Consider the following 13,331-nt stretch of genomic DNA (forward strand, 5'->3'; position numbering starts at 1 on the left):
ATCATGGCCGCAGGAGAAATCTCAACGCCGCAGGAATACATAGGACATCATCTGACGCATCTTCAGATGGACCTGCGTACTTTCGAGCTGGTGAATGCACACGACGCGCCAGCAACATTCTGGACGTTAAACCTGGACTCCATGTTTTTCTCTGTTGCACTGGGAGTATTATTCCTTGTGCTGTTCCGCAGCGTGGCGAAAAGCGTCACCAGCGGCGTGCCAGGGAAAATGCAGGCGGCTATCGAGCTGGTTGTCGGCTTTGTTGATAGCAACGTTCGCGACATGTACCACGGTAAAAGTAAAGTTATCGCCCCGCTGGCTCTGACAATTTTTGTCTGGGTCTTCCTGATGAACTTCATGGATCTGCTGCCTATTGATTTGCTGCCGTTTATTGGTGAGCACTATCTGGGCCTGCCGGCGCTGCGCGTCGTGCCGTCAGCAGACGTGAACATCACGCTATCTATGGCGCTGGGCGTATTTATTTTGATTCTGTTCTACAGCATCAAAATGAAAGGGGTAGGCGGCTTTGCTAAAGAGCTGACTCTGCAGCCTTTTAATCACCCGATCTTCATCCCCATCAACCTGATTCTTGAAGGTGTCAGCCTGCTGTCAAAACCGGTTTCACTCGGTCTGCGACTGTTCGGCAACATGTATGCGGGTGAGCTGATCTTTATCCTGATTGCCGGTCTGCTGCCGTGGTGGTCGCAGTGGGTGCTGAATGTGCCATGGGCCATTTTCCACATCCTGATTATTTCGCTGCAGGCTTTCATTTTCATGGTCCTCACGATTGTCTATCTGTCGATGGCATCTGAAGAACATTGATTTTTTTCTCAACAACTTAAGCATAACTGAAACAAACTGGAGACTGTCATGGAAAACCTGAATATGGATCTGCTGTACATGGCTGCCGCTGTGATGATGGGTCTGGCGGCAATCGGTGCTGCGATCGGTATCGGCATCCTCGGAGGTAAATTCCTGGAAGGCGCAGCGCGTCAGCCGGATCTGATCCCTCTGCTGCGTACGCAGTTCTTTGTTGTAATGGGTCTGGTGGATGCAATCCCGATGATCGCTGTTGGTCTGGGTCTCTACGTGATGTTTGCTGTCGCCTAAAGCCTGTAGCCATTGTTCACTCATGGCACCTGGTGTGATGAGGAACAGATTCTGCCGTTTATCGATGATAGCGGCAGAGCACGTTAACTTAATAAGAGGCATTGTGCTGTGAACATTAACGCAACAATCCTCGGCCAGGCCATCGCGTTCATCCTGTTTGTAGCGTTCTGCATGAAGTACGTATGGCCACCGATCATGGCTGCCATCGAAAAGCGCCAGAAAGAAATTGCTGAAGGCCTTGCTTCTGCTGAACGCGCGAAGAAAGATTTGGATCTCGCGCAGGCCAATGCGACCGACCAGCTGAAAAAAGCGAAGGAAGAAGCTCAGGTCATTATCGAGCAGGCGAACAAACGCCGTGCCCAGATTCTGGACGAAGCCAAAACCGAAGCTGAAACTGAACGTAACCGCATCGTCACTCAGGCGCAGGCAGAAATTGAAGCCGAGCGCTCACGTGCACGTGAAGAGCTGCGTAAACAGGTCGCGTTGCTGGCATTAGCTGGCGCCGAGAAAATCATCGAACGTTCCGTGGATGAAGCTGCTAACAGCGACATCGTTGATAAACTGGTCGCTGAACTGTAAGGAGGGAGGGGCTGATGTCTGATCTGATTACTGTAGCTCGCCCCTACGCCAAAGCAGCTTTTGACTTTGCTGTTGAGCATCAAAGTATCGAACGCTGGCAGACCATGCTGGCGTTTGCCGCAGAAGTGGCTCGCAACGAACAGATGGCAGAAGTACTCTCTGGTGCCTTAGCACCTGAAGCGTTATCTGCCTCTTTCAATGCAGTCTGTGGTGATCAACTTGATGAACACGCTCAGAACCTGATCAAGGTAATGGCGGAGAACGGACGTTTGACAGCGCTTCCAGACGTACTGGAGCAATTTATTCAACTGCGTGACGCTTATGAAGCGACAGCCGAAGTTGATGTAATCTCCGCCAGTGCGCTGAGTGACAGCCAGCTGACCAAAATCAGCACCGCGATGGAAAAACGTCTGTCACGCAAAGTTAAGCTGAATTGCAAAATTGATAAGTCTGTATTGGCAGGTGTGGTTATCCGTGCGGGTGACCTGGTGATTGATGGCAGCGTGCGCGGCCGTCTTGACCGTCTGGCAGACGTCTTGCAGTCTTAAGGGGACTGGAGCATATGCAACTGAATTCCACCGAAATCAGCGAACTGATCAAGCAGCGCATTGCTCAGTTCAATGTCGTGAGTGAAGCTCACAACGAAGGTACTATTGTTTCTGTAAGTGACGGTATCATCCGCGTACATGGCCTGGCCGATGTTATGCAGGGTGAAATGATTGCCCTGCCGGGCAACCGTTACGCTATCGCACTGAACCTCGAGCGCGACTCGGTTGGTGCGGTCGTTATGGGCCCGTACGCTGACCTTGCCGAAGGCATGAAGGTTAAGTGCACCGGTCGTATTCTGGAAGTACCGGTTGGCCGTGGCCTGCTGGGTCGCGTGGTGAACACCCTGGGTGCACCTATCGACGGTAAAGGCGCAATCGACAACGACGGCTTCTCGCCGGTTGAAATGATTGCACCAGGTGTTATCGATCGTCAGTCTGTTGACCAGCCTGTTCAGACTGGTTACAAATCTGTCGATGCGATGATTCCAATCGGCCGTGGCCAGCGTGAGCTGATCATCGGTGACCGTCAGACCGGTAAGACTGCAATGGCTATCGACGCCATCATCAACCAGCGTGATTCAGGCATCAAGTGTGTCTACGTTGCGATTGGTCAGAAAGCGTCAACCATCTCTAACGTGGTTCGCAAGCTGGAAGAGCACGGCGCGCTGGCTAACACCATCGTGGTTGTGGCTTCTGCATCGGAGTCTGCTGCGCTGCAGTACCTGTCTCCGTACGCTGGTTGTGCCATGGGCGAATACTTCCGCGACCGCGGTGAAGATGCGCTGATCGTTTACGATGACCTCTCTAAGCAGGCTATCGCTTACCGTCAGATCTCCCTGCTGCTGCGCCGCCCACCAGGCCGTGAAGCATTCCCGGGCGACGTGTTCTATCTCCACTCTCGTCTGCTGGAGCGTGCATCACGCGTAAGCGCTGACTACGTTGAGCGTTTCACCAACGGTGCTGTGAAAGGCCAGACCGGTTCTCTGACCGCGCTGCCAATCATTGAAACCCAGGCTGGTGACGTTTCTGCGTTCGTTCCGACCAACGTTATCTCGATCACTGATGGTCAGATCTTCCTTGAGTCGAACCTGTTCAACTCCGGTATCCGTCCAGCCGTTAACCCGGGTATCTCCGTATCCCGTGTTGGTGGTGCTGCACAGACCAAGATCATCAAGAAACTGTCCGGTGGTATTCGTACCGCGCTGGCACAGTATCGTGAACTGGCAGCGTTCTCTCAGTTCGCTTCCGATCTGGATGATGCAACGCGTAAACAGCTGAGCCACGGTCAGAAAGTGACCGAGCTGCTGAAACAGAAACAGTATGCGCCAATGTCCGTTGCGCAGCAGGGTCTGGTGCTGTTTGCTGCTGAGCGCGGCTTCCTGAACGACGTTGAACTGGCGAAAATCGGCAGCTTCGAAGCCGCTCTGCTGGCGTACGCCGATCGCGAACACGCTGAGCTGATGGCTGAAATCAACCAGGCGGGTAACTACAACAACGATATCGAAGCGAAGCTGAAAGGCCTGCTCGAAACGTTTAAAGCAACCCAGTCCTGGTAATGTCTGGCGGCTTGTCTGAAAAGACAGGCCGCAAGGCTTTGAGGAGAAGCTAATGGCCGGCGCAAAAGAAATACGTACCAAGATCGGAAGCGTAAAAAATACGCAGAAGATCACCAAAGCGATGGAAATGGTCGCCGCCTCCAAAATGCGTAAAACGCAGGAACGCATGGCGGCCAGCCGTCCGTATGCAGATACCATGCGCAAAGTGATTGGTCACCTTGCACTGGGTAATCTGGAATACAAGCACCCTTACCTGGATGAGCGCGACGTTAAGCGCGTCGGCTACCTGGTCGTTTCGACTGACCGCGGGCTTTGTGGTGGTTTGAACATTAACCTGTTCAAAAAATTGCTGGCTGAAATGAAAGGCTGGGCAGACAAAGGCGTTCAGAGCGATCTGGCGATTGTCGGTTCTAAAGGCGTTTCATTCTTCGGCTCTGTCGGTGGTAACGTCGTGGCTCAGGTTACCGGCATGGGCGATAAGCCTGCGCTGTCCGATCTGATCGGCCCGGTAAAAGTTATGCTGCAGGCCTACGATGAAGGCCGTATCGACAAGCTGTATATCGTCAGCAACAAGTTTAACAACACCATGTCTCAGACTCCGACCATTACCCAACTGCTGCCGTTACCGCCAGCGGAAGGTGAAGAAGAGATGAAGGCGAAGACCTGGGATTACCTGTACGAACCCGATCCGAAGGCGCTGCTCGATACGCTGCTGCGTCGTTATGTCGAATCGCAGGTTTATCAGGGTGTGGTGGAAAACCTGGCCAGTGAGCAGGCCGCGCGTATGGTAGCGATGAAAGCCGCAACCGATAACGGCGGAAACCTGATCAAAGAGCTGCAGTTGGTCTACAACAAAGCTCGTCAGGCCAGCATCACCCAGGAACTTACCGAGATCGTCTCGGGAGCCTCCGCGGTTTAACCAGGCATATATCCTGTCGCCCGAGCGCGGCCGGATATTCTCGTATTAGGTAGAGGATTCAAGATGGCAGCTGGAAAGATTGTCCAGATTATCGGCGCCGTAGTTGACGTCGAATTCCCTCAGGACGCGGTACCACAGGTATACAGCGCTCTCGAGGTTAAGAATGGTGATACTCGTCTGGTGCTGGAAGTTCAGCAGCAGCTGGGTGGTGGCGTAGTACGTACTATCGCCATGGGTTCTTCTGACGGCCTGAAGCGCGGTCTGGAAGTAATCGATCTGAAAAAACCTATTCAGGTTCCGGTTGGTAAAGCGACCCTTGGCCGTATCATGAACGTGCTGGGCGAGCCTATCGACATGAAAGGCGACCTGACAGAAGAAGATGGCAGCGCAGTAGAGGTCTCCTCTATTCACCGCGCCGCGCCTTCCTATGAAGATCAGTCAAACTCGCAGGAACTGCTGGAAACCGGCATCAAGGTTATCGACCTGATGTGTCCGTTCGCTAAGGGCGGTAAAGTCGGTCTGTTCGGTGGTGCGGGCGTAGGTAAAACCGTAAACATGATGGAGCTGATCCGTAACATCGCGGCTGAGCACTCAGGTTATTCGGTCTTTGCTGGTGTTGGTGAGCGTACTCGTGAGGGTAACGACTTCTATCACGAAATGACTGACTCCAACGTTATCGATAAAGTAGCGCTGGTGTATGGCCAGATGAACGAGCCGCCGGGTAACCGTCTGCGTGTAGCACTGACCGGTCTGACCATGGCGGAAAAATTCCGTGATGAAGGTCGTGACGTTCTGCTGTTCATCGACAACATCTACCGTTATACCCTGGCAGGTACTGAAGTATCTGCACTGCTGGGTCGTATGCCATCTGCGGTAGGTTATCAGCCAACGCTGGCTGAAGAGATGGGTGTGCTGCAGGAGCGTATTACCTCCACCAAGACTGGTTCAATCACCTCCGTACAGGCCGTTTACGTTCCTGCGGATGACCTGACTGACCCGTCTCCGGCAACCACCTTTGCTCACTTAGACTCAACGGTTACGCTGAGCCGTCAGATCGCCTCTCTGGGTATCTACCCGGCCGTTGACCCGCTGGACTCTACCAGCCGTCAGCTGGATCCACTGATCGTGGGTCAGGAGCACTATGACGTCGCACGTGGCGTACAGTCACTGCTGCAGCGTTACCAGGAGCTGAAAGACATCATCGCCATCCTCGGTATGGACGAGCTGTCTGAAGAAGATAAACTGCTGGTGGCACGTGCGCGTAAGATCCAGCGCTTCCTGTCTCAGCCATTCTTCGTTGCTGAAGTCTTCACCGGTTCTCCGGGCAAATACGTGACGCTGAAAGATACCATTCGTGGTTTCAAAGGCATCATGGAAGGCGAATTCGACCACCTGCCAGAGCAGGCGTTCTACATGGTCGGCGCTATCGAAGAAGCCGTAGAAAAAGCGAAGAAACTGTAATAACGGTTTCCCGGGAGGAATGGTATGGCTATGACTTATCATCTGGACGTGGTCAGCGCGGAGCAGCAGATGTTCTCCGGTCTGGTACAGCGTATCCAGGTGTCAGGTAGCGAAGGCGAGCTGGGTATCCACCCGGGCCACGCCCCGCTGCTGACCGCCATCAAGCCTGGCATGATTCGCATCGTGAAGCAGCACGGCGACGAGGAGTATATCTACCTCTCCGGCGGCGTGCTGGAAGTACAGCCGGGCAGCACGACCGTTCTGGCCGACACCGCGATTCGTGGTGAAGACCTTGACGAAGCGCGCGCGCTGGAAGCGAAACGTAAAGCAGAAGAGCACATGAACAGCAGCCACGGCGACGTGGACTATGCTCAGGCCTCTGCAGAGCTGGCGAAAGCTATCGCGAAACTGCGTGTTATCGAGCTGACCAAAAAAGCGATGTAATCAGGCTTTATGCGTCATGAAATGCCAGCCCTCCGGGGCTGGCATTTTTTTTGCCCGGCAAACCCGTTGTCATGCACCCTCCCTGAATCCCCTTTCCGCTTTCCTCCGGTTGTCTAATTTCGCCATGAGAAAAATGTAGTAATCTCAGGGGTAAACCTTACACTTTCGAAAGTTAAATTGAGTCTGGAAAATTATGTCTGTAAGCGCGATGAGTGTGGTGATCCTGGCCGCTGGCAAAGGCACCCGTATGTATTCCGATCTGCCTAAAGTTCTGCACACGCTGGCAGGTAAACCCATGGTGCAGCATGTTATTGATGCCGCTACCGGGCTTGGTGCCCGGCAGGTTCACCTGGTCTATGGTCACGGGGGGGAACTGCTGCAGCAGAAGCTGGCGCACAACGCCCTGAACTGGGTACTGCAGGCGGAACAGCTCGGCACCGGGCACGCCATGCAGCAGGCAGCGCCCTTCTTTGCCGATGACGAAGATATTCTGATGCTGTATGGCGATGTGCCGCTGATCTCGCAGACAACGCTGCAGCAGCTGCGCGCGGCGAAACCTGAAGGCGGCATCGGGCTGCTGACCGTGGTGCTGGATAACCCCACCGGCTACGGCCGCATCGTGCGCGAAGATATGACCGTGACCGGCATTATTGAGCAGAAAGATGCATCTCCTGAGCAGCTGGCTATTCAGGAGATCAATACCGGTATCCTGATAGCCAACGGCGGCGATCTCCGGCGCTGGCTGGCACAGCTCGACAACAATAACGCACAGGGTGAGTTCTATATCACCGATATTATCGCGATGGCGCATCAGGAAGGCCGCGTAATTAATACCGTTCATCCGGCGCGTATCAGTGAAACGGAAGGTGTAAATAATCGTCTGCAGCTGGCTACGCTGGAGCGCACTTTTCAGCAGGAGCAGGCGGAAAAACTGCTGCTGGCGGGCGTGATGCTGCGCGATCCGGCGCGTTTTGACCTGCGTGGTACGCTGGCGCACGGGCGCGACGTGGAAATTGATATCGGCGTCATCATTGAAGGTGATGTCACGCTGGGCAACCGGGTAAAAATTGGCGCCGGCTGCGTGATCAAAAACAGCGTTCTGGGCGATGACTGTGAGATCAGCCCTTATTCTGTCATCGAAGATGCTACGCTGGCCGCCGCCTGCACGGTCGGGCCGTTTGCCCGGCTGCGTCCTGGCAGCGAACTGGCTGAACAGGCGCACGTCGGCAACTTTGTGGAAATGAAAAAGGCCACGCTCGGCAAAGGCTCCAAAGCGGGCCATCTTTCCTACCTGGGTGATGCGGAAATAGGGGCGGGCGTAACATCGGCGCCGGCACTATTACCTGCAACTATGATGGCGCTAACAAGTTTAAAACCATCATTGGCGATAACGTCTTTGTGGGATCGGATACGCAGCTGGTGGCACCGGTCACCGTTGCCGCAGGCGCCACTATCGCTGCCGGTACTACGGTGATGAAAGATGTTACCGCCGCCGATCTGGTCTACAACCGCAAAGAACAGCAGCAGAAAGCGGGCTGGCAGCGCCCGGTGAAGAAAAAATAAATTTTAAGGGCCGGCAAAGATCGGCCCGTTTAGCAGTGCCATAACGATATCCCCACTCTCTACAAGGCTCGGGGAACCGGCGCAGCCGGAAATCAGGTCAGATGACAACGCAATGGCCGAAAGCCATGAAGTCAGGAAACGAATATGTGTGGAATTGTTGGAGCAGTAGCGCAGCGTGACATTGCAGAGATCCTGCTGGAAGGTCTGCGTCGTCTGGAGTATCGCGGTTATGACTCAGCCGGTCTGGCGGTGGTCGATCGTCAGGGGCACGTGACGCGTCTGCGTCGCGTTGGCAAAGTGGCTAATCTGGCGGAGGCCGCAGATCAGCAGCCGCTGATTGGCGGTACCGGTATTGCCCACACCCGCTGGGCCACGCACGGTGAACCTTCTGAGGCAAATGCGCATCCGCACGTCTCAGAGCAGATCATCGTGGTGCATAACGGCATTATCGAAAACCATGAGCCGCTGCGCGCGCAAATGATCGAACGTGGCTACCATTTTGCCTCCGAGACGGACACCGAAGTGGTGGCGCATCTGGTGCACTGGGAGCAGAAGCAGGGCGGCACGCTGCGTGAGGTTATTCTGCGCGTGATCCCTCAGCTGCGCGGTGCTTACGGCATGGTCATCATGGACAGCCGCGATCCGTCGGTGCTGGTGGCCGCGCGCTCCGGCAGCCCGCTGGTGATTGGCCGTGGCGTGGGCGAGAACTTTATCGCATCCGATCAGCTGGCGCTGCTGCCGGTTACCCGCCGCTTTATTTACCTGGAAGAGGGGGATATTGCCGAGGTTACCCGCCGTGAAGTCACTATCATCGATCGCGAAGGCCATCAGGTCCAGCGCGCGGAGATTGAATCAAACGCGCAGTATGACGCGGGCGATAAAGGTATCTATCGCCACTATATGCAGAAAGAGATCTACGAGCAGCCCAACGCTATCAAAAATACGCTGGCGGGCCGCTTCCACGACGGGATTGTCGATCTGCGCGAACTGGGTGAGCATGCAGAGTCGCTGCTGAGCAAAGTAGAGCATATCCAGATCATCGCCTGTGGCACCTCCTACAACTCCGGTATGGTATCGCGCTACTGGTTTGAATCACTGGCGAATATCCCGTGTGACGTTGAGATCGCCTCTGAATTCCGCTACCGCAAATCCGCAGTTCGCAAAAACAGCCTGCTGATCACCCTGTCGCAGTCGGGTGAAACCGCCGATACGCTGGCGGCGCTGCGCCTCTCCAAAGAGCTGGGTTATCTTGGCTCACTGGCTATCTGTAACGTCGCCGGCTCTTCGCTGGTGCGCGAATCCGATCTGGCGCTGATGACCAAAGCGGGCACGGAAATTGGCGTGGCTTCCACCAAAGCCTTTACCACGCAGCTGACGGTACTGCTGATGCTGGTGGCAAAACTGGGTCGTCTGCACGGCATGAAGCCGGAAACGGAGCATGAGATTGTGCACGCGCTGCAGGCGCTGCCAAGCCGTATTGAGCAGATGCTGGCGCAGGATAAGATCATCGAGAGCCTGGCAGAAGATTTCTCTGACAAGCATCATGCGCTGTTTCTTGGCCGCGGCGATCAATACCCGATCGCCATGGAAGGCGCGCTTAAGCTCAAAGAGATCTCCTATATTCATGCCGAAGCCTACGCGGCCGGTGAGCTGAAGCACGGCCCGCTGGCGCTGATTGATGCCGATATGCCGGTGATCGTGGTCGCACCTAACAATGAGCTGCTGGAAAAGCTGAAATCCAATATTGAAGAGGTGCGCGCGCGCGGCGGCCTGCTCTATGTCTTCGCCGATGGCGATGCGGGTTTCAGCGACAGTGAAGGGATGAAAATCATTTCACTGCCGCATGTTGAGGAAGTGATTGCCCCTATCTTCTACACCGTGCCGCTGCAGATGCTCTCTTATCATGTGGCGCTGATAAAAGGCACCGACGTGGACCAGCCGCGTAACCTGGCAAAATCGGTTACCGTTGAGTAATCGCTAAGCCGGGCGGGCCTGCAACGGGCCCGCCCGGTTTTTATCCTCGTCATAAAACTGTCACATTTCGTACATTTCGCTGTCATCAAACTGTCCTATTTTCCCTCCAGCAGCAATCACTGACTCCAACTAAAACGGCGTTAAGCCTGATTTATACTCCCCCGGAGGAACATGACACTGATGCGTAGCACCGTAGCCCGAATCCTCGCCGCCACTTTCGCCGTCAGCGCAGTTTCTGCGTTTGCCGCCACCGATCTGACCGGCGCTGGCGGGACCTTCCCGGCCCCGGTTTATGCCAAGTGGGCAGCAGAGTATCAGCAGGCCACCGGTAGCAAAATCAACTATCAGGGGATCGGCTCTTCGGGTGGCGTAAAGCAGATCATCGCAAAAACCGTGGATTTCGGTGCTTCTGATGCGCCGATGAAAGAGGAAGATCTGCAGAAAAATGGCCTGTTCCAGTTCCCGACCGTTATCGGTGGCGTGGTGCTGGCCGTTAACATTCCGGGTGTGAAGTCGGGCGAGCTGACGCTCGATGGCAAAACCGTAGGTGACATCTACCTCGGCACCATCAAAAAATGGAACGATCCGGCGATCGCTAAGCTGAACCCGAACCTGAAACTGCCTGACACCAATATCAACGTCGTGCGCCGCGCTGACGGCTCCGGTACCTCCTTTGTGTTTACCAGCTATCTGACCAAAGTGAACACGGACTGGGCAAGCAAAATAGGCAAAGGCAACACCGTTAACTGGCCAACAGGCCTTGGCGGTAAAGGCAACGATGGCGTGGCCGCTTTCGTGCAGCGTCTGCCGGGTTCAATTGGCTATGTCGAATACGCCTACGCGAAACAGAACAACCTGACCTATACCAAACTGCTGGATGCGGATGGCAAGCCGGTGGCCCCGAGTGAAAGCAGCTTTGCCAACGCCGCCAAAGGCGCTGACTGGAGCAGCTCGTTTGCTCAGGACCTGACGTTCCAGAAAGGTGACGACGCGTGGCCGATCGCCTCCACCACCTTTATCCTGATTTACAAAGATCAGGCTAATGCGGAGAAGGGCGCAGAAGTGCTGAAGTTCTTTGACTGGGCCTATAAAGGCGGCAGCAAAACCGCCACGGCGCTGGATTACGCGGCGCTGCCGGAGAGCGTAGTGACGCAGATCCGTGCGGCATGGAAAGCGAATATCAAAGACAGCAGCGGCAAAGCGCTCTGGCAGTAAGCCATTGTCAGGCTCGGCTAGTGGCTGAGTATCCCGGGGGCGGCCGCCTGGTCGCCCTGCATATCCTCTGAGAACCGAGAATTTTATGGCTGCTACCAAGCCGGCATTCAAAGCACCGGGTAAGCAAGGCGACATGATTTTTGGCGCGCTGGTTAAACTCTCTGCGCTGATTGTCCTGCTGCTGCTGGGTGGCATTATTGTCTCCCTGATCGTCTCCTCCTGGCCCAGCATTCAGAAGTTTGGCTTCGCCTTTCTCTGGACCAAAACCTGGGATGCACCAAACGAAGAGTTTGGCGCACTGGTGCCGATTTACGGCACGCTGGTGACCTCACTGATCGCATTAATCATCGCGGTACCGGTAAGCTTCGGGATCGCACTGTTTCTGACCGAGCTGGCACCCGGCTGGCTGCGTCGTCCGCTGGGCACCGCCATTGAACTGCTGGCGGCCATCCCGAGCATTGTTTATGGCATGTGGGGCCTGTTTATCTTCGCGCCGCTGTTTGCCGAATATTTTCAGACGCCGGTTGGCAACGTCCTCGCTAACATTCCCATCGTCGGCACGCTGTTCTCCGGCCCGGCGTTTGGTATCGGTATCCTGGCCGCAGGCGTCATCCTGGCGATTATGATCATTCCTTATATCGCCTCGGTAATGCGCGACGTCTTTGAACAGACGCCGGTGATGATGAAAGAGTCCGCGTATGGCATCGGCTGCACAACCTGGGAAGTGATCTGGCGTATCGTGCTGCCGTTTACCAAAAACGGCGTCATCGGTGGCGTGATGCTGGGACTGGGGCGGGCGCTGGGAGAGACCATGGCGGTGACTTTTATTATCGGTAACACCTACCAGCTCGACAGCGCTTCGCTGTTTATGCCTGGCAACAGTATCACCTCAGCGCTGGCTAACGAGTTTGCTGAAGCGGAATCGGGCGTGCATGTCGCTGCGCTGATGGAGCTGGGTCTGATCCTGTTTGTGATCACCTTTATCGTCCTGGCGATCTCGAAGCTGATGATCCTGCGGCTGGCAAAAAGTGAAGGGGCCCGTTCATGACCGCAATTGAAATGCAGAGCCGTACTGAGCTGGAAGCCTCGCGCCGCAAAATGCAGGCGTGGCGCAGTACAAAAAATAAAATCGCCCTGACGCTGTCGCTGCTGACCATGGCGTTTGGCCTCTTCTGGCTGATCTGGATCCTGTTCACCACGGTGACTAAAGGCATCGACGGGCTGAGCTGGTCGCTGTTTACCGAATCAACGCCGCCGCCCAACACCGCCGGCGGCGGGCTGGCAAATGCGCTGGCGGGCAGCGGCCTGCTGATTTTCTGGTCCACCTTTTTCGGTACGCCGCTGGGCATTATGGCCGGGATCTGGCTGGCGGAGTATGGCCGTAAGAACTGGCTGGCAGAGGTGATCCGCTTTATCAACGACATTCTGCTCTCCGCGCCCTCTATCGTGGTCGGACTGTTTGTCTACACCATTGTGGTATCACAGATGCAGCACTTCTCCGGCTGGGCAGGCGTTGCGGCGCTGGCGCTGCTGCAGATCCCGATTGTGATCCGTACCACCGAGAATATGCTGCGGCTGGTGCCGGACAGTATGCGCGAAGCGGCATACGCGCTGGGCACACCGAAGTGGAAGATGATCTCAGCCATCACGCTGAAAGCGTCTGTTTCCGGCATCATTACCGGCGTACTGCTGGCGATTGCGCGTATCGCAGGTGAAACCGCTCCGCTGCTGTTTACCGCGCTCTCCAACCAGTTCTGGAGCACTGACATGATGCAGCCGGTGGCCAACCTGCCGGTCACTATCTTCAAGTTCGCCATGAGCCCGTTTGCCGAATGGCAAAGCCTGGCGTGGGCAGGCGTGCTGATCATTACGCTGTGCGTGCTGCTGCTGAACATTGTTGCCCGCATGATCTTCGCCAAAGGCAAACACTAATTTTCCGGCGCGGCTCTGGCGGCGCTGCAT

The 13,331-nt window shown here is 55.4% G+C and carries 12 protein-coding genes and 1 pseudogene; all 13 read left to right on the plus strand.

What is annotated here, in order from left to right:
* Window positions 1-3: 3 nt before the first annotated feature.
* The 13 genes and pseudogenes from atpB to pstA all read left to right on the plus strand — a co-directional run bounded on the left by atpB (window position 4) and on the right by pstA (window position 13,301).
* Window positions 4-822, plus strand: coding sequence for a F0F1 ATP synthase subunit A (gene atpB / locus HA43_RS11135; protein ID WP_039381416.1), 819 nt, complete (start codon window positions 4-6; stop codon window positions 820-822).
* Between the two features lie 48 nt (window positions 823-870).
* Window positions 871-1,110 (plus strand): F0F1 ATP synthase subunit C, encoded by a 240-nt coding sequence (atpE, locus tag HA43_RS11140; protein WP_003849523.1) that lies wholly within the window; start codon window positions 871-873, stop codon window positions 1,108-1,110.
* A 108-nt stretch (window positions 1,111-1,218) separates the two neighbouring features.
* Window positions 1,219-1,689 carry a F0F1 ATP synthase subunit B gene (gene atpF, locus HA43_RS11145; RefSeq protein ID WP_039381418.1) on the plus strand — a complete coding sequence of 157 codons (471 nt, stop codon included), beginning with the start codon at window positions 1,219-1,221 and terminating at the stop codon, window positions 1,687-1,689.
* Between the two features lie 14 nt (window positions 1,690-1,703).
* Entirely contained in the window at window positions 1,704-2,237 is a 534-nt protein-coding gene (gene atpH, locus HA43_RS11150; protein WP_039381423.1) for a F0F1 ATP synthase subunit delta, read from the plus strand.
* Between the two features lie 14 nt (window positions 2,238-2,251).
* Window positions 2,252-3,793: a F0F1 ATP synthase subunit alpha gene (gene atpA / locus HA43_RS11155; RefSeq protein ID WP_039381427.1), complete on the plus strand. Its 1,542-nt coding sequence runs from the start codon at window positions 2,252-2,254 to the stop codon at window positions 3,791-3,793.
* A 52-nt stretch (window positions 3,794-3,845) separates the two neighbouring features.
* On the plus strand, window positions 3,846-4,712 hold the full coding sequence (gene atpG, locus HA43_RS11160; RefSeq protein WP_039381430.1) for a F0F1 ATP synthase subunit gamma: 867 nt from the start codon (window positions 3,846-3,848) through the stop codon (window positions 4,710-4,712).
* Between the two features lie 63 nt (window positions 4,713-4,775).
* Window positions 4,776-6,173, plus strand: a complete 1,398-nt coding sequence (gene atpD / locus HA43_RS11165) for a F0F1 ATP synthase subunit beta (protein ID WP_065647895.1) — start codon at window positions 4,776-4,778, stop codon at window positions 6,171-6,173.
* A gap of 24 nt (window positions 6,174-6,197) precedes the next feature.
* Window positions 6,198-6,617 (plus strand): F0F1 ATP synthase subunit epsilon, encoded by a 420-nt coding sequence (locus HA43_RS11170; protein ID WP_039381436.1) that lies wholly within the window; start codon window positions 6,198-6,200, stop codon window positions 6,615-6,617.
* A 193-nt stretch (window positions 6,618-6,810) separates the two neighbouring features.
* Window positions 6,811-8,180: pseudogene (gene glmU / locus HA43_RS11175) on the plus strand (bifunctional UDP-N-acetylglucosamine diphosphorylase/glucosamine-1-phosphate N-acetyltransferase GlmU).
* Window positions 8,181-8,324: 144 nt separating this feature from the next.
* Window positions 8,325-10,154, plus strand: coding sequence for a glutamine--fructose-6-phosphate transaminase (isomerizing) (glmS, locus tag HA43_RS11180; protein WP_039381443.1), 1,830 nt, complete (start codon window positions 8,325-8,327; stop codon window positions 10,152-10,154).
* A 171-nt stretch (window positions 10,155-10,325) separates the two neighbouring features.
* The gene (gene pstS / locus HA43_RS11185) at window positions 10,326-11,369 is read left to right on the plus strand and encodes a phosphate ABC transporter substrate-binding protein PstS (protein WP_039381445.1); all 1,044 of its coding nucleotides are present in this window, start codon (window positions 10,326-10,328) and stop codon (window positions 11,367-11,369) included.
* 85 nt (window positions 11,370-11,454) lie between these two features.
* Window positions 11,455-12,417 carry a phosphate ABC transporter permease PstC gene (gene pstC, locus HA43_RS11190; RefSeq protein WP_039381448.1) on the plus strand — a complete coding sequence of 321 codons (963 nt, stop codon included), beginning with the start codon at window positions 11,455-11,457 and terminating at the stop codon, window positions 12,415-12,417.
* Window positions 12,414-13,301: a phosphate ABC transporter permease PstA gene (pstA, locus tag HA43_RS11195; protein WP_039381450.1), complete on the plus strand. Its 888-nt coding sequence runs from the start codon at window positions 12,414-12,416 to the stop codon at window positions 13,299-13,301. The genes pstC and pstA overlap by 4 nt, the downstream gene beginning before the upstream one ends.
* Window positions 13,302-13,331 lie beyond the last annotated feature (30 nt).

It is taken from the genome of Pantoea eucrina (assembly GCF_002095385.1).
In the GTDB taxonomy this organism is placed as follows: Bacteria; Pseudomonadota; Gammaproteobacteria; order Enterobacterales; family Enterobacteriaceae; genus Pantoea; species Pantoea eucrina.